Source organism: Weissella kandleri (assembly GCF_001438705.1).
Taxonomy (GTDB): domain Bacteria; phylum Bacillota; class Bacilli; order Lactobacillales; family Lactobacillaceae; genus Weissella; species Weissella kandleri.
On the sequence record NZ_JQBP01000001.1, the window covers coordinates 43,739 to 64,907 of the forward strand.

At 42.3% G+C, this 21,169-nt stretch carries 20 protein-coding genes; all 20 read left to right on the forward strand.

What is annotated here, in order from left to right; genetic code table 11:
• Positions 1-120: 120 nt before the first annotated feature.
• Positions 121-1,125: a Gfo/Idh/MocA family protein gene (locus IV73_RS00200; protein ID WP_057753220.1), complete on the forward strand. Its 1,005-nt coding sequence runs from the start codon at positions 121-123 to the stop codon at positions 1,123-1,125.
• An 18-nt stretch (positions 1,126-1,143) separates the two neighbouring features.
• Positions 1,144-2,553 carry a DEAD/DEAH box helicase gene (locus IV73_RS00205; RefSeq protein WP_236697710.1) on the forward strand — a complete coding sequence of 470 codons (1,410 nt, stop codon included), beginning with the start codon at positions 1,144-1,146 and terminating at the stop codon, positions 2,551-2,553.
• Entirely contained in the window at positions 2,537-3,427 is an 891-nt protein-coding gene (locus tag IV73_RS00210) for a bifunctional 5,10-methylenetetrahydrofolate dehydrogenase/5,10-methenyltetrahydrofolate cyclohydrolase (protein ID WP_057753222.1), read from the forward strand. Before IV73_RS00205 ends, IV73_RS00210 begins: the two co-directional genes overlap by 17 nt.
• Positions 3,412-4,680 carry an exodeoxyribonuclease VII large subunit gene (xseA, locus tag IV73_RS00215; protein ID WP_057753224.1) on the forward strand — a complete coding sequence of 423 codons (1,269 nt, stop codon included), beginning with the start codon at positions 3,412-3,414 and terminating at the stop codon, positions 4,678-4,680. The genes IV73_RS00210 and xseA overlap by 16 nt, the downstream gene beginning before the upstream one ends.
• Positions 4,673-4,903, forward strand: a complete 231-nt coding sequence (locus IV73_RS00220; protein ID WP_057753226.1) for an exodeoxyribonuclease VII small subunit — start codon at positions 4,673-4,675, stop codon at positions 4,901-4,903. The genes xseA and IV73_RS00220 overlap by 8 nt, the downstream gene beginning before the upstream one ends.
• Positions 4,904-4,905: 2 nt before the next feature.
• Positions 4,906-5,766 (forward strand): polyprenyl synthetase family protein, encoded by an 861-nt coding sequence (locus tag IV73_RS00225; RefSeq protein ID WP_057753228.1) that lies wholly within the window; start codon positions 4,906-4,908, stop codon positions 5,764-5,766.
• Positions 5,767-5,772: 6 nt separating this feature from the next.
• Complete coding sequence (locus IV73_RS00230; protein ID WP_057753230.1) at positions 5,773-6,621, forward strand: TlyA family RNA methyltransferase; 849 nt, start codon at positions 5,773-5,775, stop codon at positions 6,619-6,621.
• Positions 6,608-7,057: an arginine repressor gene (locus IV73_RS00235; RefSeq protein ID WP_057753231.1), complete on the forward strand. Its 450-nt coding sequence runs from the start codon at positions 6,608-6,610 to the stop codon at positions 7,055-7,057. The genes IV73_RS00230 and IV73_RS00235 overlap by 14 nt, the downstream gene beginning before the upstream one ends.
• A 15-nt stretch (positions 7,058-7,072) precedes the next feature.
• Complete coding sequence (gene recN / locus IV73_RS00240; protein ID WP_057753233.1) at positions 7,073-8,749, forward strand: DNA repair protein RecN; 1,677 nt, start codon at positions 7,073-7,075, stop codon at positions 8,747-8,749.
• A gap of 155 nt (positions 8,750-8,904) precedes the next feature.
• Positions 8,905-9,522 carry a guanylate kinase gene (gmk, locus tag IV73_RS00245; protein WP_057753235.1) on the forward strand — a complete coding sequence of 206 codons (618 nt, stop codon included), beginning with the start codon at positions 8,905-8,907 and terminating at the stop codon, positions 9,520-9,522.
• Positions 9,519-9,731 carry a DNA-directed RNA polymerase subunit omega gene (rpoZ, locus tag IV73_RS00250; protein ID WP_057753237.1) on the forward strand — a complete coding sequence of 71 codons (213 nt, stop codon included), beginning with the start codon at positions 9,519-9,521 and terminating at the stop codon, positions 9,729-9,731. Before gmk ends, rpoZ begins: the two co-directional genes overlap by 4 nt.
• A 104-nt stretch (positions 9,732-9,835) precedes the next feature.
• Positions 9,836-10,633, forward strand: coding sequence for a DUF4422 domain-containing protein (locus IV73_RS00255; RefSeq protein WP_236697711.1), 798 nt, complete (start codon positions 9,836-9,838; stop codon positions 10,631-10,633).
• A gap of 12 nt (positions 10,634-10,645) precedes the next feature.
• The gene (locus IV73_RS00260; protein WP_057753238.1) at positions 10,646-11,539 is read left to right on the forward strand and encodes a glycosyltransferase family 2 protein; all 894 of its coding nucleotides are present in this window, start codon (positions 10,646-10,648) and stop codon (positions 11,537-11,539) included.
• 155 nt (positions 11,540-11,694) lie between these two features.
• Complete coding sequence (gene glf / locus IV73_RS00265; RefSeq protein ID WP_057753240.1) at positions 11,695-12,876, forward strand: UDP-galactopyranose mutase; 1,182 nt, start codon at positions 11,695-11,697, stop codon at positions 12,874-12,876.
• 229 nt (positions 12,877-13,105) lie between these two features.
• Positions 13,106-13,759, forward strand: coding sequence for a GTP pyrophosphokinase (locus tag IV73_RS00270; protein ID WP_057753242.1), 654 nt, complete (start codon positions 13,106-13,108; stop codon positions 13,757-13,759).
• Positions 13,740-14,552, forward strand: a complete 813-nt coding sequence (locus IV73_RS00275; RefSeq protein WP_057753244.1) for an NAD kinase — start codon at positions 13,740-13,742, stop codon at positions 14,550-14,552. Before IV73_RS00270 ends, IV73_RS00275 begins: the two co-directional genes overlap by 20 nt.
• Positions 14,552-15,463 carry an RluA family pseudouridine synthase gene (locus IV73_RS00280; protein ID WP_057753246.1) on the forward strand — a complete coding sequence of 304 codons (912 nt, stop codon included), beginning with the start codon at positions 14,552-14,554 and terminating at the stop codon, positions 15,461-15,463. The genes IV73_RS00275 and IV73_RS00280 overlap by 1 nt, the downstream gene beginning before the upstream one ends.
• Before the next feature lie 84 nt (positions 15,464-15,547).
• Positions 15,548-16,909, forward strand: a complete 1,362-nt coding sequence (gene mgtE, locus IV73_RS00285; RefSeq protein ID WP_057753249.1) for a magnesium transporter — start codon at positions 15,548-15,550, stop codon at positions 16,907-16,909.
• A 77-nt stretch (positions 16,910-16,986) separates the two neighbouring features.
• Positions 16,987-18,204, forward strand: a complete 1,218-nt coding sequence (locus IV73_RS00290) for a multidrug effflux MFS transporter (RefSeq protein ID WP_057753252.1) — start codon at positions 16,987-16,989, stop codon at positions 18,202-18,204.
• A gap of 290 nt (positions 18,205-18,494) precedes the next feature.
• Positions 18,495-21,137 (forward strand): alanine--tRNA ligase, encoded by a 2,643-nt coding sequence (gene alaS / locus IV73_RS00300; RefSeq protein WP_057753256.1) that lies wholly within the window; start codon positions 18,495-18,497, stop codon positions 21,135-21,137.
• Positions 21,138-21,169: the final 32 nt, after the last annotated feature.

Sequence of the window (21,169 nt, forward strand, 5' to 3'; positions counted from 1 at the left end):
TTTTAACATGCCGTCGTCGTACTGATGAAGGGGCGTTAATGTTCAAAATGAGCCTAACTAAATCGGGGAGGAAAATGTTATAATAATGGAATAAGCACTTAAAATTAGGAGGATGATGACATGACTTTAAAATTGGGAACGATTGGGACAAATTGGATTACAAAAATGTTTGTAGAAGCTGCCCAGATGACGCAAGAATATGAATTAAGCGCAGTTTATTCGCGAACGGTTGAAAAAGGACAAGCCTTTGCGGACGAACTAGCTAGTTCAGCTACAGTTTTCACTGATTTAGATGAATTTTTAAATAGCGGGATTCAAGTTGTTTACATTGCTTCACCAAATAAATTGCACTTTAAACAAGCGCAGGCTGCGATTAAAGCGGATGTCAATGTGATTGTTGAGAAGTCAGCCTTTGATAATCCTCAGCAATATGAAGTAATTTATTCATTACTGCAAATGCATCCAAGTGTCCGTCTTTTTGAAGGAGCACGGCATCTTTATCAACCTAACTTTATGGTGATTGAGGACCAAATTAAGCAGATGGAGCACATTTCAGGAGCTACTTTGGTATTTGAAAAATATTCATCACGTTTTGATGATTATTTAGCGGGTAAGCAGCCCAATGTTTTGACCCGGGAGTTTTCAGCAGGCGCTTTAGCTGATTTGGGAGTTTATCCGCTGTATGCAGCCATTAAGCTCTTTGGATTACCTAATAATCAGTATTATTTTGCCACAAAGTTGACGAATGGCGCTGATGGTCGTGGGACGGCTATTTTACGTTATGATAATTTTGATGTCACTTTGCTCTTTGGAAAGGGTGCTAATTCTTACGAACATTCAGAAATCTTAGGACGGCGTGATACCATTGTGATTGATAATATTGCTGAACTTGGAAAAGTGACTTATTTAGATGGTCAAGGCCAAGAACGCGTTATTAGCACACCGGCACCAACTAATCCAATGGTACAAGAGGCCCAAAAGTTTGCGGATATTATAAATCATCCAGCTGAATCACGCCCTGAATACGAAGCAATGTTGTTGCTAAGTCAACAAGTAAACTTAGTATTAACGAAATTACGGCAATCAGCGGGAATTACCTTCCCGTCTGATCCGCACACAAATTAAGAGGAACTTGAAAAAATAATGACAGACACGATGGATGAACGATTAGCCCAAAAGTTTGCGGCTACTGGCTTTATAGAACAAACCCCCATTCAAAAAGCAGTTTTTGAACCACTGGTTACGGGACAATCAATTGACGCCTTAGCACCGACTGGAACCGGGAAAACTCTAGCCTTTACTTGGCCACTTTTGCCATTACTACAGCCAAATGATGGAGAACAATTATTAATATTAGCACCATCACAAGAGTTAGCTATGCAAACGACCCGGGTTGTGCGCGAATGGGCGCAAGGTTTTGACTTAAAGGTCTTGGCCTTAACTGGGGGGGCTAATGTTAAAAATCAATTGGATCGGTTGAAAAAGCATCCAGAAATTTTGGTGGGTACGCCTGGCCGGGTTGGCGAACTTGCTGCTAGCAAAAAGTTAAAGTTGCAGCGTTTGCGTACTCTAATCTTAGATGAAGCCGATATCTTACTGCAGGATGAGACGGCTGACCAAATTCAAAATGTTTGGGAATTATTCGGTGATGAAGATATTCAAGTCGCGATGTTTGGCGCAACCGCGGTGATTAATCAACGAGCCCAAACGATTTTTCGACGTGAATTTACACGCATTGATTTACGGGATGTCCAAATGCCTACTAGTTTGCAGCATCAGTTTGTTTTGACAGCCAATGATCAAAAAAATAAACGGTTGCGGCAGTTAGCAACGCGCAAGGGATGGCAGGCGATGGTCTTTTTCAATACGACGAAAGCTTTGAAACAGACGGCTAGCTTTTTGGCGCATGAACACGTGGCGATGGCAACTTTGGTTCGGGGTGATTCCAGCCGGACCCGCGCAAGTGCATTGGAAGCTTTTAGGAATGGACAAGCAAAATTTTTGCTGACGACAGACGTCGCTGCCCGTGGATTAGATGTGATAGATTTACCCGCAGTCATTAATTATGATTTGCCACGAGATGGTGAAACTTATACGCATCGGGCCGGAAGAACTGGCCGGATGGGACGCACGGGTAAAGTAGTGACCTTTGGAAATGACCATGATTTGCGTGATTTAAAACGGATGGTGCAAGTTGAAATAGATGTCTTACCCTGGCAACAAATTGTTGAACAAAGCGAGCGTGCAAAAAGTAAAACCCCCGCGTATGGTAAAAATGGGTGGGAAAGGACGAAGCCACAAGCTGTTCCTAAAAAAAGCAACGTAAAAGCGCAGACGGCAAAGTTAACGCAAGAACAAGATTTGGATAAACCGCGAGCCAAGCAACGGTCAACTTGGACGATAGGAGCCCCGGTCACGGAGCCGGTTAAAAAATCAGAACGTTTGGCCAAAGAGAAAAAAGCAAAGCGCCGGAATCAAAAAGATAAAGGAAAGCCTAAACATAAACTGGGACGTGAGTTAGGGAAGAGGAATTTGAATGGCAGAGATAATTGATGGACGAGCGATTGCTCAGCGGGTCCGAGCACAAGTGGCCACACAAACTCAACGTTTACTGGCCGAAAATATTATTCCAGGTCTAGCAGTTATTTTAGTTGGAAATGATCCAGCTAGTGAAATTTATGTACGCAATAAAGAGCGGGCAGCGGCCAAGACCGGGATTCATAGTGAGACGTTCAAGTTGTCAGCCACAACTACTGAAGCTGAAGTTTTAGCTTTAATTCAGCGGCTTAACCATGACGCGTCAATTGATGCGATTTTGTTGCAAAGCCCCGTGCCAGGCCAAATTAATGAGCAGGCGATGCAAGATGCGATTGCGCCGGAAAAAGACGTGGACGGGTTTAATCCGACCAACATTGGGAAATTATTTGCGAATCGAGCGGGTTATTATCCAGTGGCGAATACACCCAAAGGAATTATGACTTTATTAGAACAAGCCCACGTGGAATTGGCGCAACGTTTAGTAGTTATTTTAGGGCGTTCGAATTTAGTGGGACGTCCGCTATTTGCCTTGATGGAAGCGCAAAATGCCAGTGTTGTCTTGTTACATCGTTTTACACCAGATGATTTGCGTCATCAATTATTGCAACAAGCTGATGTGATTATTTCAGCGACGGGGGTACCTAAGTTAGTCCGAGCCGATGATGTTAAGGCGGGGGCGACCGTCATTGATGTTGGTATTACACGCCTAGCTGATGGTAGTTTACAAGGCGATGTTGACTTTGAAGCAGTTGCTCCAAAGGCACAAGCAATTACCCCAGTACCAGGTGGGGTTGGACCAATGACAATTGCGACGTTATTACAAACGACGGTAGAATTGGCTGCTGAACATCATCAAGTGGAGTTAGAGGCAGGATGGCAGAATATTTAACAGTAAGTGCATTAACACAATATTTAAAACGTAAATTTGTGGCAGATCCATATTTAAAAGAGGTTTACCTGACGGGAGAAGTGTCTAATTTTCGACCACGGTCGAAGCATCAGTATTTTTCAATTAAAGATGAGCATGCGGTGATTAATGCGACCCTTTTTCAAGGTGTCTATCGGAAGCTACCTTTCCAATTGGAAGCTGGTATGCGAGTGAATGTGGTTGGACATATTGATTTATATGCGCCGAATGGAGGTTATTCCATTATTATTGAGCGCATTGAGCCAGACGGGGTCGGTGCCTTGGCAGTGCAATATGAGCAGCTAAAGCGCAAGTTGGAAACAGAAGGGTTGTTTCAACAAAATCAACGAGCTATTCCAGCATTTCCAAAGAAAATTGCGGTGATTACTTCGCCGAGTGGAGCGGTTATTCAAGACATTCGGACGACTGTGCAGCGACGTTATCCGATTGCACAAATTTATCTTTATCCCGCAGTAGTTCAGGGGCAAGGTTCCGTTCCCAATCTATTACAGCAATTAAAACGGGTGGCACAAGTAAATTACGATGTTTTGATTATTGGACGGGGTGGTGGTTCAATTGAAGATCTTTGGGCTTTTAATGATGAACAATTAGCACGCCAATTGGTGCAGATGCCTATGCCAATGATTAGCTCGGTGGGGCATGAAACGGACACGACGATTGCCGATTTTATTGCCGATCAGCGGGCTGCGACACCGACTGCTGCGGCTGAAATTGCGACGCCGGTCCTATTGACAGACCTTTTTAATGAATTAAACCAGACGCAGATGCGTATGATTAATAGTTTAAGTAATCGGTTAAATTATTTGGATGAACGTTTAACCCGTGTACAACAGAGTGCGGTCTTACAACAACCAACGCGTTTATATGAAGGCTTAAGCCGTCGAGTGGATTTAGCTCAAGATCGTTTAGCGCAAATGTTTAAGACACAATTGACGCAAAATCAGCATCGCTTGGCCTTAATCATGCCACGGTTAAATAATGCGATGCAACGGCAAATCGAACAAAAGCAAACACGTTATGCGCGGGCCGTCCATGGTTTAGATTTAATGAGCCCCTTAGCTGTTTTAGCCCGGGGGTATAGTGTTACGACCAATCAAAATCAGCAAGTAGTACGACAGGTTGGTGATGTTGCGACTGGCGATCAGGTATATATTCAAGTGAATGACGGACAAATCTTGGCCCAGGTTACGGAGATAAAAAAAGAAAATGACTAATGAAAAAGAACAAACATTTGAAGAAAAATTAACAACATTGGAATCAATTGTGACCCAATTAGAAAAAGGTGAAATCCCGCTTGAACAAGCGATTGAAGTTTTTCAAAAAGGGATGGTTTTGTCAAAGGAGCTTCAACAAAGCTTACAGACGGCTGAACAAAGTCTGACAAAGATTGTACAAGATGACGGTCAAATTCAAGATTTTCAATCTGAGGATAAATGAATATGAACTTTAATCAATTTACGCAAAAGATGCACCCGCAAATTGAGGAAACTTTAACCCACGGATTAGCATCAGTGTCATCAAATAATGAATTGCAGGCGGCTTTGGAGTATGCCACTTTGGCTGGTGGAAAACGGCTCCGCCCGTTATTAACGCTGGCTGTCTTACAAAGTTATCATGTGAATACGCAGGCATATTTAAAAGCGGCCAGTGCGGTGGAATTAATTCATAGCTATAGCTTGATTCACGATGATTTACCTATTATGGATGATGATGATTTACGGCGAGGTCAGCCCACGACACATCGTAAATTTGGTGCTGCAATCGCTTTATTAGCGGGGGATGCTTTACAACCCTTAGCTTTTGAATGGTTGTTGAGTGCAGAACACTTAAGCTCGCAACAAAAGCTTGCATTAGCCCAGACTTTGGCGCAAGCGGCTGGGGTAGGTGGCATGGTAGGCGGCCAAGTTGAAGATTGGCAGATGACCGGTCGCACGCCCCAAGTTGCAGAATTAGATCAAATTCATCAAAAAAAGACGGGTGCTTTGATTACCTATGCTTGTCAGGCTGGTGGCATTATGGCCAATGCTAGCCTAGTTGAGATGCAGGCTTTAATCCGTTTTGGTCAAGCTTTTGGCTTTGCTTTTCAATTAAAAGATGATTTGAATGACTGGCAACAAGACAAAGGTGCAGATAAAAATGCTTACCCTGCTTTAATTGGTTTCAAAGCCACGCAGGAGCGCTTAAAAGCCACGGTGGAGCAGGCGCAACAGGCGGTAGCTGAGTTAGTGCAAGTCAGTCAATTAGATTGGGAATTGTTGAAAACGAGTTTAGCATATTTTGAAGATGTGATGGAGAATTAGGGATTCATGGCGAAATTGGAAAAAGAGCGGGTTGATATTTTAGCCGTGCAACAAGGCTTATTTACTTCGCGGGAGCAAGCGAAGCGAGCCATTATGGCCGGTGAAATTTTAGGCGAAAATGAGCAACGCATGGATAAACCGGGTGAAAAAATTGCGGTCACAATTGAGTTGCATCTAAAAGGGGCGCCGATGCCTTACGTTTCACGTGGTGGTTTTAAGTTAGAAAAAATGCGCGACGTTTTTAAGCTAGACTTTAGCGGTAAAACGGTGCTCGATATTGGATCATCGACGGGTGGTTTTACGGATGTTGCCTTACAAAGTGGGGCTCAATTAGTCTATGCGTTGGATGTTGGAACAAATCAGCTCGTTTGGAAATTGCGTTCAGACGAGCGTGTCGTAGTGATGGAGAACACAAACTTTCGGTATAGTAAGCTAGATGATTTTAAAATGGGACAGCCAGAAATGGCAACAATTGATGTCTCATTTATTTCATTGAATTTAATTCTAGCGCCCTTGGCTCAAATTTTGGTGCCAGGAGGGTCAGTGGCTACCTTGATTAAACCTCAATTTGAAGCGGGGCGTACGGCAGTAGGTAAGCATGGGATTGTGAAGTCCGCTGAAACGCACCTTCAAGTGATTAATCAAGTCACTGAATATGCACAACAAGCTGGTTTTAGTATGGTGGCACTGGACTATTCCCCAATTAAAGGTGGCTCTGGTAATATTGAATTTATTGCACACTTGAAGTTAGATGGTGGGCAAGATACGATTAATTTAGCAGCGCGACAAGCCATGGTGCAAGCCGCACATGAGCAATTAAATGCACATCGGGAGCAGACGGATGGTCAGAAATAAAATGGCACGGCAAGCCGAAATTAGACAGATTATTAAACAACAGCGGGTTCAAACGCAAGAAGAACTAGCGAGGATTTTAAATGATCGTGGTTGGAATGTGACCCAAGCGACCGTCTCACGCGATATTAGTAGTATGCAGTTGGTGAAAGTCCCTCTAAGTGAAGGGGGCTTTGCGTATGACTTAATGCGGGATGCCGATTATGAAACGCAGGTTAAGGCGATTTTACAAGAATCACAAACGCGGATGCAGGCGCAGGGTAATTTGATTATGGTCAAAGTTTTGCCGGGAACTGGTCCAGCCTTAAAGACTGCCTTAGAAGCTTTAGATTTAAATGAAATCTTTGGGGTTGTCGGGGATGATAACGGCGCATTGATTATTGTCAAAGCCGGGTATCATGCTTCAGGTTTAATGGATAAGTTGGCCCAATTACCATGAAATAAGGAGTGAACAATGTTACAGGAATTATCAATTAAAGATTTTGCGATTATTTCAGAGCTGAATCTCAGCTTTGACGATGGGATGACCGTTTTAACAGGGGAGACTGGCGCGGGAAAGTCGATTATTATTGATGCTGTAGGATTGTTGGCTGGTGGGCGGAGTTCCACAGATTATCTGCGTGAAGGGACGAAAAAAGCTGTTTTACAAGGGCTTTTTACCTTGGAAAACACCGAGCGGATTACGCCAGTTTTGGATAAATATGATATTGAATTAGATGAGCAACAATTATTGATTCATCGTGAAATTCAACAAAGCGGGCGCAATGTCATCCGGGTGAATGGACAATTAGTTAATACGACTGGTCTGCGCGAGATTGGGCAATACCTAGTTGATATTCATGGACAAAATGAACATCAGGAATTAATGAAAGTTGAACGGCATGAGGCACTCTTGGACCAGTATGCTGGGGCTGAGTTAGAACCAGCGCGGCAAACTTATACGGAAGCTTTTAAGCAGTATCAAAGCCTCGCTAAGCGCTATCGGCAGCGCCAAGCTGATAAACAGGCTTTTGCGCAGCGCTTAGATATGTTGACCTTTCAAGTGAATGAATTGCAAGAAGCGCAGTTGATGACCGGCGAAGAAGAGGAGTTAGATCATGAGTATCAGGAGTTGTCTAATTTCCAAGATGTTTTAGAAGCGTTGTCGGCTGCTTATACTTCCCTTGATGGCGATTGGGAAGGAAACGGTTTAACGATTGTAGGTGAAGCTTTGAGTTCGATGGAGAGCATTGAAGAGGTTGGGAGCCGTTATCAAAAGTTGACGGAAACCATTCGTGATTCTTATTATGAGTTGCAAGAAGCAGCGTCAGAATTAGCCGCGGTTCGGGACGGACTAGAATTTGATGGCGACCGGTTACAAACAGTAACTGATCGCTTGAATTTAATTCATACATTAGAAAATAAATATGGGGCGACTGTTGAAGAAATTCTAAGTTATCAAAATCAAATTGAACAAGAATTGAGCTTGATGAAGGGCGAAGGTACGGAATTATCGGATTTGAAAGAACAAGTGGTTCAAGCCCAACATACTACCCATGTGGCAGCTCAAAAGTTAACGGATTTGCGCAAACAAGCAGCGGGCCAATTAACCCAAGCGATTCATGAACAATTAGCTGATTTGTATATGGATAAAGCGGTTTTTTCAGTACATATGGAAAAAACAAAAACGTTGCATGCTACGGGACAAGATCAAATTGAATTTTATATTCAAACTAATCCGGGTGAAGCAGCCAAGCCTTTGGCAAAAATTGCATCCGGAGGAGAACTGAGCCGTATGATGTTAGCGATGAAAACTATTTTTGCGCAAGATCAAGGGGTGACCGCCATTGTTTTCGATGAAGTGGATACCGGTGTTTCAGGCCGGGTAGCGCAAGCCATCGCGAATAAGATTTCCAAAATAGCCGAACACTCGCAAGTTTTAACGATTACGCATCTCCCACAAGTTGCGGCAATTGCGCAACATCAATTATATATTAAGAAAAAAATTGTTGACGATCGGACTTTGACAACTGTGACTCCACTGGATGTGAAGGCACGAATTGATGAAATTGCGCGGATGTTATCTGGGAATCAATTAACTGATGCCGCCCGGCAGAATGCGCGTGATTTGTTGGCTCAAAATCAGGATTAAGCGTATGGTATTGATGTTAACTGTCTTACAAAATTTCAGGGTGGTTGCTGGTGGCTTTTTAAGTGCGGTATGCTTGGATTAGTAGTTGAATAAAATTTGAAAAACAGGTAAGATAAGAGTTATTATTACAAAGATGTAAAAGGGGTACATAGGACATGAAGCGTGGGGTTTTAATTGTTTTGTCTGGTCCATCTGGCGTTGGTAAAGGAACGGTACGGAAGGCCTTGTTTGAGGAGCCAGATATTGACTTCACGTATTCGATTTCAATGACGACGCGTAAGCCACGGGATGGTGAAGTCCATGGAGAAGACTATTTCTTCGTGAGTCGTGATGAATTTGAAGCTAATATTAAAGCAAATAACATGCTAGAATATGCTGAATATGTTGGTAATTACTATGGAACTCCCAAAAGTTTTATCGATGAAACTTTGGCATCCGGACATGATGTTTTTTTGGAAATTGATGTCCAAGGGGCTTTGCAGGTCAAAGAAAAGATGCCTGAAGGAGCTTATATCTTTTTGACACCACCTGATTTAAAAGCTTTAAAAGAACGGCTTCAAGGTCGTGGCACTGACGCACCAGAGGTGATTGAGCGCCGGGTAGCGGCCGCTTCATCTGAGATTCGCATGATGGCTAATTATGATTATGCCGTGGTTAATGATGAAGTTGAGACTGCCGTGGATCGGATTAAGAATATTGTGCAGGTTGAACGGCTACGTGTGAACCATATTTTACCAGAATATATTGCTATGATTGAGGAGTTTGAGAAATGATTTTATATCCATCTGTTGATAAGTTGCTAGAACAAGTAAATTCACGTTATAAGTTAATTGCGCTAGGGTCAAAACGAGCACATGAATTGGAACAAGGAAGTTTACCAACCATCGCGAAATTTGATTCAGTGAAGCCAATTGGGCAAGCGTTTGAAGAAATTGAAGCCGGTAACGTGATTGTTGATCCAGATGAAACAGAAATGGATTAATTGAATGAGCACTTGGAGTGGGTGACGGCAGCGTTTTCCCACTTTTTTTAGAGCCAAAAAGTGTTTAAATCATGGTTGGAATATGATTATTGAGGAGAGAACTGATGGAACAAGCAGCGACAAAGGTGACGATTTTAGTAGCAGCCCATAAGCCCTATTCGATGCCTGATGATTCAATCTATCGGCCAATTCTGGTGGGGGCAGCCCAGCATGCGAATGTACCAAATGAACATTGGCTCAAAGATGAAACTGGTCGCAATATCTCTCAGAAAAATGCTCATTATAATGAATTAACGGCTTTATATTGGGCTAAATATAATTTAAAAGATCAAGAGGTAATTGGATTAGCACACTATCGACGTTTTTTAGGACGCAAGATGAGTCATCAATACACGGCTTTATTGACGCAAAGTGATATTGAGCAGGGGTTGGCGCAAACGGATGTTTTGTTGCCTAAGGCACGCAATTATTGGATTGAAACGCAAGCCAAACATTATTTAAATGCGCATGCCAAACGCCCTTTGGAAGTGTTATCAGCTGTGATTACAAAGCATTATCCTAGATACCAAGCGGCTTTTGAGCAGGTTCAAGCATCAAAAAAGGCTCATTTATTTAATATGAGTATTATGCGACAGGCAGATTTTCAAGCTTATACTGATTTTATGTTTGGCGTGTTAGAATTAGTGGATGACCAGTTGGATTATGCGCAATTAACAGGGGAAGATCAGCGGGCACTCGGCTTTTTAGGTGAGCGTTTGATGGATGTTTGGTTGATTGCAAATGAGAAACGATATTTGGAATATCCATTGGTAACATTGGAAAAAACAAATTGGTTGAATAAAGGGTGGCATTTTTTGCGCCGTCATTTTAGTAATTCTCAAAATAAAAAAACGCATTTCTAAGGAGAGCAATTTATGACGACGAGTGCGGTAGTCGTGACTTTTAATCGGTTAACAATGTTAAAAGAAGTCATTGCGGCTTTACAAAATTCACAAACAAAAGTGGATCATATTATTATTGTTGATAATCATTCAGACCAGGATACATATGAATATTTAACTGGTTTAGGATCGCAAATTGAATATATGCGGTTAGATGAAAACTTAGGTGGTGCGGGTGGCTTTAATCGTGGGGTGCGTTACTTTATGGAACACACCCAAGATGAATTTGTTTGGTTGATGGACGATGATACTGTACCACATCCAGAGACCTTAACTAATTTATTGCGGTTTGCGCATGAAACACCTCAGTTTGGCTTTTTAGCTTCGGACGTACGGTGGACGGATGGTCATCGCGCGAAGATGAATAATCCGGCGCCAAAAAACCGGCTCCATAAAATTCCTGAAAATACGACTAAAAATGAAGAATTGATGAACGCGACTTTTGTGAGCCTATTAATGGCTCGTCCTGTGGTCGCACAAATTGGGCTGCCCATCACTGAATTCTTTATTTGGGGGGATGATATTGAATATACCGAACGGGCTGGTCGTGTGGCTCCTGGGTACTTTGTGGCCGATGCTCGCGTAACCCACAAGATGAAGAGCAATGTCGGGTCTGATATCTTGACTGATTCTTTGGATCGGTTACCCCGTTATTTTTATTCATATCGGAATAAAGTTTATTACGGAGCGAAACGAAATTTCTTGGGGCGGTTGAAATCCGACGCACGTATCTTGTATGAGTTTTTAAAATTATGTTTGAAACCAGGTATTCAAAATCGGCGGCAACGGATCCATGTTTTAGTGAGCGGCGTGCAAGCGGGACGGCATTTCAAGCCGGTCATTGAATCTGTCGAAGTGATGAAATAGAAAATTACCCAGACTTATAGTAAGATCTAGGCGGGTAATGTAGATGATAAAAAATTTTAAATTTGGTATACAGGCGATTTATTATATTTTATAATGTGAAACAGAACTCGCTTTGGTTGGGGCTAAAGTGAGATAGATGAAATGAGGGATAAGTAATGGCATTAAATGATAAAAATTATGATTATTTGATCGTGGGAGCTGGGCCATACGGTTCGATTTTTGCGTATGAAGCAGCGAAGCGGGGAAAGCGTTCTCTAATCGTTGAAAAGCGGCCACATATTGGTGGGAACATGTATACGCATACTGAACACGGAATCACCGTGCATGATTTTGGAGCGCATATTTTCCATACGGACAACAAAGAAGTTTGGGATTATATCCGTCAATTTGCTGATTTTAATGGTTACCAAAATCAAGTTGTTGCCAATTACAAAGGCTCACTTTATAATTTGCCATTCAATATGAATACCTTCTATGAAATGTGGGGGACGAAGACGCCGGATGAAGCGAAGGCTAAAATTGATGAGCAAAAGGCTGAAGCAGTGGCTGCAATGGATGGAAAAGCTCCGCGCAATTTGGAAGAACAAGCCATCTCTTTGATTGGAACTGAAATTTATGAAAAGCTCATCAAGGGATATACTGAAAAGCAATGGGGCCGGAAAGCAACTGATTTGCCTGCCTTTATTATTAAGCGTTTGCCGGTTCGTTTCATTTATGATAATAATTATTTCAATCACCGTTACCAAGGGATCCCTGTTGGTGGATATACCCAAATTTTTGAACGCTTGATTCTGGATAATGATTTAATCGATGTTCAAGTCAATACTGATTTCTTTGCCCACCGGGATGAGTATTTAGCCGAGTTCCCACGGATTATTTATACGGGAATGATTGACCAATTCTTTGATTATAAGTTTGGTGAATTAGAGTATCGTTCGCTACGCTTTGAAACGGAAACGGTTGATTCTGATAATTACCAAGGGAATGCGGTGATTAATTATACAGATGCTGAGACCCCATATACACGAGTAATGGAATGGCGGCATTTTGATGGCTTAGCTGATGAAGGTAAGTCTGTGATTACCCGCGAGTACCCACAAGCCTGGGATCGCACGAAGGAAGCTTATTATCCAGTTAATGATGATAAGAATATGGCGATGTACAAGCAATATGCTAAAGCTGCGCGTGAAGAGCATTCTGAAGTGCTCTTTGGGGGGCGACTAGGTCAATATCGTTACTTCGATATGGATCAAGTGATTAATGCGGTCTTTAATGATTTGCGGCATGAATTTGATTTGCCAGCCGAATTTAATTTTGCTCATGATGAAGTAAAATAATTAATAATTTTAGTAAAAAGGGCTTACACCTCATTGGCGTAAGCCCTTTTGTGATAAGCTTTCATTTCCAATTGATGTTTTCTAGTGTGAATATGCGACGACCAATTTATGGATAGATAGATTGGCTTAGCTTTAGATTTTTTAGTATAATAAAAATTGGCTGTATTCGGACAAATAAACCGGTTACAACATCTCAAAGAGCATAGTCTTTGGAGTAGGAGAGAATGAAATGATTGAAAATTGGCAGAATTTTTTACGCCCGTACGAACAAGCGGTGGCTGAATTAAAAGTTAAGTTTCGCGCTTTACGAGAAGAATATATACAAACTGGGGTTGAAACGCCAATTGAATTTGTGACGGGACGTGTTAAAAGTGTTGATGCAATTAAAGAGAAATTAGTACGACGGCATGTTGATGAGGATCGAATTGAGCAAGACATGCAAGATTTAGCTGGGATTCGGATTATGACGCAGTTTACCAATGATATTTATACTGTGGTTGATTTAATTCGTGCGCGGAATGATATGGTGGTTTTGGAAGAGCGCGATTATGTGACTAATTCTAAGCCATCAGGTTATCGTTCATATCATATTGTGATTGAATACCCAATTGAAACAGCGCAGGGTGAACGTAAAATTTTAGCTGAAATTCAAATTCGGACCATGCAAATGAACGTTTGGGCAACGATTGAACATGCTATGAATTACAAATATGACGGGACCTATCCCGAAGATATGGAAGATAAATTGCGTGAAGTAGCTGAATTGACCTTTAAGGTGGACGATTTATTCCAAGAAATGCATCAAGAAATTAGTGAATCACAACATGCTTTACGGAATCACACGAAACGAGATCATGTACAGGATGAGAATAACAATTTATAAGAATCAAGGTTCGCGGTCCAAAGCGGTCGCCAACATTTTGCAGATGTTATTAAACAAGCATCCCCAGGAATTTATTTTTGATGATCAGCATCCGGAAGTGGTGATTAGTGTTGGTGGGGATGGAACATTGTTAGCTGCCTTTCAAAAATATAAGAATGAAGTGGAACAGGTTCGGTTTATTGGGGTGCATACAGGTCATCTCGGTTTTTATGCCGATTGGCAGGAATTTGAACTAGATCAATTAGTAACCTCTTTGCTAAACTCACAAGGTCAAATGGTCCAATATCCATTATTGGCTACGCAAACGCATTATCATGATGGACAAGAAGTTACGAATTTAGCTTTAAATGAAGCCTCAATTAAACAAGTGACAGGGACTTTAGCGGTCGATGTTTACCTAGATGGTGAAATATTTGAACGCTTTCGGGGCGACGGTCTGACAGCCGCTACGCCAACCGGGTCGACGGCTTATAATAAAGCGATTGGGGGGGCTGTATTGCATCCTAGCTTGGCTAGTATTCAACTAGCTGAAATTGCTTCGATTAATAATCGGGTCTTTCGGACATTAGGATCGCCCTTAGTTGTGGGACCAGACGAGACCATTCGTATTGTTCCACTCAAAGAACAACAGTCAGTCATTATTACACATGATCTTTTAAATGAAACAAGTAATCAGGTGGATTGGATTGAATTTAAAGTGGCAAAAGAACGCATATCGTTTGTGAGCTATCGACATACCCCATTCTGGCATCGGGTGCGCAATAGTTTTATTGGAGATGAGGTTGTAGATTAATGGCAAGTTTTAGTTGGATTAAGCAAGAAGCAGGGCAAACTAAGCTCAAGACCTTTTTAGCTGAACGTGGAGTATCGCATCGCATGTTTAGCATTATTAGGCGTGGTGGCGGGCGCCTCTTATTAGATGGTCGGCCCGTGAAGACGGTTGATTTAATTGATGAGGGCCAACGTGTGACGGTGATTATGCCCCCCGAGGCTAGTAATGAAACGTTAGCGGATTCTAACTTGCCATTGCCCATTCTTTTTGAAGATGATAACTTTTTGGTGGTGAATAAACCCGCTGGTGTGACTTCCGTGCCAGGGAAAGCCGATCGAGAAACTACGATGGTTAACCGTGTGAAGGGTTATTTGGTGCAGGAAGGGGCGAAAGATTTGGTCCCCCACGTCGTTACACGATTGGACCGCTTTACATCAGGGGTTGCGTTGTTAGCCAAGCATCGGTTTGCTCATGGTTTGTTAGATAAAGCTTTGAAGGAACATACCGTTGATAAGCGTTATTTGGCCCTCGTTGATGGTAATTTAACGGATGATCATGGCGTGATTGATTTACCGATTGGTCGAATGGATGATGACTTTATTCGGCGGGAAGTGCGTGAGGATGGGAAACCATCTATGACGGAATACTGGGTTGTACGCAGGTATGGAAATCAAACTTTGGTTAAAGTGCAGCTGCATACGGGACGAACACACCAAATTCGGGTGCATTTCAAAGCCTTAGGACACCCCTTAGTGGGAGATGAAATTTATGGTGGACCCATGAATCGGGGAGCCAATCGCCAGATGTTGCACGCTTATTGGATTCAATGGTTTGATCCGTTTGCGCAGTACCAACGGCATTGTCAAGCTGATATTCCAGAAGATATGCAAGTAATCTTAGGGGATTTTAACTTGCAAGATATCATAGATTAAATTCTAGCGAGCGTTAAATCATTGTAAGAATGGCTTAACGTTGGTATACATAAGTTGATAATATAGAAAATAGGGGTGAATGGCATGGAAACAACTGAATTACGTGATGAGATTATTCCAGTTTATCAACAATTGTTTCGTGCTTTAGAACGTGGTCAAGAGCGGACCTTTCACACGGTTTTTGATGATTTGCATAACTATGACCAAGCACAAATTTTTCAAGCATTAAGTGCCCAGCAACGGCGCCAATTAATTGAATGGGTCGACCCCGTGAATTTAGCGGACGTTTTTGACTTGATTGATCCCGAGACGATTGATGAACAGGAATATTTGTCAGAAATGACTCCGCAGTATGCGGCGAAACTTTTAAATGCGATGTATGTTGATAATGCGGTCGACTTATTAGGAATTATGCCTGATGTGCAACGCCAACGTTATTTGCAACAATTAGCTCCGGAAGACGCCAAAGAGATGCGCGAATTGTTGGGCTACGCTGATCAAACGGCGGGATCGTTGATGTCAACGGAATATGTTGCCGTTGATCTGAATTTAACAATTGGCGAAGCATTGGTGGAAGTTAAACGACAGGCATCTGAGTCAGAGCAAATTATCTATATTTACGTGCTCGACCATCAAAAATTAGCGGGAGTTATTTCTTTAAAAAGTTTAATTATTCATGCCGATGATGAGCAAGTCGTCGATGTTATGACGCAAAATTTGGTGACGGCTTTACCCAATGAAGATCAAGAAAATGTTGCCCGTTTAATGGCCGATTATGACTTGGTGGCGTTACCTGTTGTGAGTCAAGATGATCAGATGCTGGGAATTATTATGATTGATGACATCTTGGACGTGATTGAAGCGGAAAGTGCGGAAGATTATGAACGTTTTGCCGGAGTGCATAACGTTGACTTTGAGGAAAGCCCCTTTCAATCGGTGGTTAAACGGCTCCCTTGGCTGTTGATTTTAGTCTTTTTGGGCTTGGGAACGGCTTCGGTTATTAAGCATTACGATCTCGTCGTACAACAATTACCCCTTTTAGCTGTTTTTATTACGTTGATTACTGGAACAGCTGGAAATGCAGGAACGCAATCCTTAGCGGTGGCGATTCGGCGAATTACCTTGCATGAGCATCCTGGTGTTTGGCGGATGATTGGGGTCGAAGTATTAATTGGATTATTAATGGGATTATTAGCTGGCAGCACGATTTTTCTAGTGGTTTGGTTGTGGACTAAAATCTGGCTCTTCGGCTTAGCGGTCGGCTTAGCAATGGCATGTGCGATTACGGTCGCGAATTTAGCGGGGACGGTGGTGCCATGGTTGATGAGTAAGGTCAAAATAGATCCAGCGGTGGCTTCAGGACCTTTTATTTCGACATTAAGTGATTTGACATCGGTTGTTATTTATTTTAATATCGCCGAATGGTTATTAGGTTTGCATTTTTAATGCTGGATTGGAACAAATTAAAACAAGTAAAAGTTAGGTTGAGTGGCAGAACTTGATGAAAGGGAGTATAACAAATTGTGGTAAATCAAAATAAATTTAATTATTTACAAGTTATTTTATTAGGGGTGCTAAGTGCCTTTGCTGTTTTTTCAATGGATTTTTATTTGCCGGGGCTCCCTGGGCTGCAACATGATTTTCACACCACGGCTTCTTTGGCTCAGCTTACAATTACGGCATCGTTAATTGGGCTGGGGGTTGGGCAATTATTTGTGGGCCCTTGGTCAGATAAAATTGGGCGGCGTCAACCGCTTTTAATTGGAACTTTTATCTTTGCTGTGACCTCATTTTTAATCAGTATTTCGACGAATATTAGTTGGATGATTGCTTTACGATTTTTACAAGGTTTGTCAGGTTCAGTTGGCATTGTTTTATCATTAGCGATTATTACGGATTCGTTTAATGGTCCTAGTCTAACACGCCAGATTGCCATTAATCAGGCTATTAATGGGATCTTTCCAATTATTGCGCCCGTTTTGGGTGGTATGGTTGTGGCATTGAGCAATTGGCAGATGACTTTTGTGATTTTGATGACGATTGGGTTATTATTATTCGTGGCGGTATTTTTCGGCTTGCCTGAAACAAAGCAAAAATCACCGCAAGTTCAGTCGGTAGACTTCGAGCAGCCTAGTTCACTAGGGGCATCTTTGAAACTTCAGGGGCGTGAGTATTTAAAATTAGCGCACAAAAAGAACTTCATGACTTACTTGTGGGTGCAAACCTTTATGATGGCTGCCTTATTTGCGTATATTTCGGGCTCATCCTTTGTTTTGGAAAATATTTTTCATTTAAATGTGACACTGTTTGGATTGGTATATGCGCTTAATGGGGTCGGGATGACGGTGATGACAGCCTTAGCTGGAAGTTTGGCACCAAAATACGGTGAACGGCGAGTCTTAGGCTGGTTTATTATTTACGGTCTGCTAGGTGGTACCATTTTGTTGACGACGACCTTAATGGGCCCCCGCTTAGGTGGAGTGTTGCTCGCCTTTTTCATGATTACATCAGCGGTCGGTGGTGTGCAGGGGATGGCTACTTCCTTAGCGATGCAAGGTCAACAGGCGCATTCTGGGAGTGCGTCAGCCTTGTTGGGGACTTCGCGTTATGCGATTGGCGGTTTGATGTCCCCTTTGGTCGGTATGTTTGGAACGCAGACTATTTTGCCATTAGCGAGCTTAATTTTGGGGGTCCAATTGTTGGCTGGTGGATGCTTTTGGCGTTCACAAGAAAATCAATAAGTTTGAAATAAAATTAAGAAGAAATATGTTATACTTTTACTAGGACATACGGTTTAAGTCAATGGTTTTAGAGACGTCATGGGTGGTGCAAATGACGCTAAACTTAAAACGGGCTACCAACGTAATGATATTCAAGTTTTTGAATCGCGAGCCAGCGTTATCGGTCTTATGAGAGGTAATGGAGGTAGATCTGCATTGCAATCAGGGTGGTACCGCGAGGATTTCGTCCCTGACTGTAAGAGGTCTATTTTTTTATTAGTATAAGTAATTTAAAATAAGAGGTGCAGAACATGAAAGAACTATCATCGGCTGAGATTCGTTCAATGTTTTTACGTTTTTTTGAAAGTAAAGGACATAGTATTGAACCATCACAGTCATTAATTCCAAAAGACGATCCAACTTTATTATGGATTAATTCTGGAGTTGCCACTTTAAAAAAGTACTTTGATGGAAGGGTCATTCCTGAAAATCATCGGATTACGAATGCGCAAAAATCAATTCGGACCAATGATATTGAAAACGTCGGTTATACGGCGCGTCACCACACTTTATTTGAAATGTTGGGTAATTTTTCAATTGGTGATTACTTTAAAAAAGAAGTGATTCCTTGGGCCTGGGAGCTTTTGACTAGTCCTGAATGGTATGCCTTGGATCCTGATAATTTGTATATTACCGTTTATCCAGATGACCAAGAAGCTAAGGATCTTTGGCTATCAGTAGGGGTAGCGCCTGACCATTTGTATGAAGAACCTGATAATTTTTGGGATATTGGTGAAGGACCTTCTGGACCGGATACGGAGATTTTCTACGATCGGGGAGCTAAATTTGATGCTGATGATTCAGCTGAAAATTACCCTGGGGGTGAAAATGAGCGATATCTAGAAATTTGGAATATTGTCTTTTCACAATTTAACCATTTGCCTGGCTTAACAAATCATGCAGACTATCCAGAATTGCCACATAAGAATATTGATACTGGGATGGGATTGGAACGTTTGGTTTCAATTTTCCAACACGCGGATACCAATTTTGAAACAGACTTGTTTATGCCGTTGATTCGGGCCACTGAGCAATTGTCGGGGCAGTATCATTACGGTGAAAGTGGCGATAAAGATATTTCCTTTAAAGTGATTGCTGACCATGCTCGTGCAGTTACCTTTGCAATCGGGGATGGGGCTTTGCCTTCTAATGAAGGTCGGGGTTATATTATCCGTCGTTTGCTCCGACGCGCAGTCTTGCACGGCCGGAAGTTAGGCATTCAAAAAGCCTTCTTGGAAGAATTGGTACCAGTGGTCGGCGATATTATGGTTGATTACTATCCTGAAGTCAAAGCCAATGCCGAGTACATTAGTTCAATTGTTGTCGCTGAAGAAGAGCGCTTTAGTAAAACATTGTCGGATGGCCTTGACTTATTGAATTCAGTCATCGCTGAACAAAAGCAAGGGCAAGAAATTGATGGGGCAGTGGCCTTTAAGTTGTATGATACCTATGGTTTCCCATATGAATTAACCGTGGAAGCCGCTGAGGATGCCGGCATGACGGTTGATCGAGATGGCTTTGATCAAGCGATGGCCGCGCAAAAAGAACGTGCGCGGGCTGCTCGTTCGGATTCAGCTTCCATGGGGATTCAAAATGAACTTTTGACTGATTTAAAGGTGCCATCAGAATACGTTGGTTGGTCTGAATTGACTGTTGAAGCAACTGAATTGACGGCGTTAATTAAAAATAATACGCTGGTAGATGCCACTGATGACGGTCAGGTGCAAGCTTTGTTTGCCAAAACCCCATTCTATGCTGAAATGGGTGGTCAGGTTGCTGATCATGGAACTATCAAAAATGAAGCTGGTGAAGTGGTAGCACAAGTCGTGGACGTGCAAAATGCGCCCAACGGACAACACTTGCACACCTTGCAGCTCTTAGCCCCAATTCAACAGGGCGGAACTTATCGCTTAGATGTGGATCGGGCTTATCATGCAGCTGTTTCAAAGAATCACACGGCTACGCACATGTTGGACCAAGCTTTACGTAACATTTTGGGTGAGCACACTACGCAGGCTGGTTCTTTGGTGAATGCAGATGAATTGCGATATGACTTTACTTACAATGGAGCAGTCGATTCAGCTAAGTTACAAGAAATTGAAGATTTAGTGAACGCTAAAATTATTGAAAACTTACCTGTAACCTGGGTCGAAACAGACCTGGAGTCAGCCAAAAAGTTAGGCGCAGTTGCTGTCTTTACTGAAAAGTATGGTGAAAAAGTGCGGGTCGTTTCCATTGGTGACTTTAATGCTGAATTTGACGGTGGAACGCATGTGAATTCGACCGCTGAAATTGGAATGTTTAAAATTATCAGTGAATCCGGAACTGGGGCTGGTGTACGACGGATTGAAGCCGTGACTGGGGAAGGACTAATGAAATATGTCCAAAATCAAAACCAGTTATTAACACAAGTTGCACAAACGGTTAAGGCGCCTGAATTAGCGGATGTACCAAATAAGGTTGTGGCTTTGCAAGACAGTTTGAAAGATGCGCAACGTCAAATTAGTGGCTTGGAGAAGAAGCTAGCTAATCAAGCGGCAGCAAGTGCTTTTGATCAAGTGCAAACTGCAGGGAATTGGAGTTATATTGCAACTGAATTGGCGGTTGAATCCATGGACGCTTTGCGTGAAACGGCAGATAGCTGGAAGCAAAATACGCCATCAGATGTTTTGATTTTGGCAGCTAACTTAGGTGAGAAAGTTAACCTTTTGGTAGCAATGAGTCCTGCGGCGAATGCGCAAGGCCTAAAGGCTGGTGATTTGATTAAAGCTATCGCCCCAGCCATTGGTGGTGGCGGTGGTGGCCGTGCTGACATGGCTCAAGCCGGTGGTAAGAACCCAGCTGGGATTTCTGATGCGTTTGCCGCAGCACAAAAATGGCTGACAACTGAGTAATATAGTGTACAATATAGTTAAAGTATGGACAG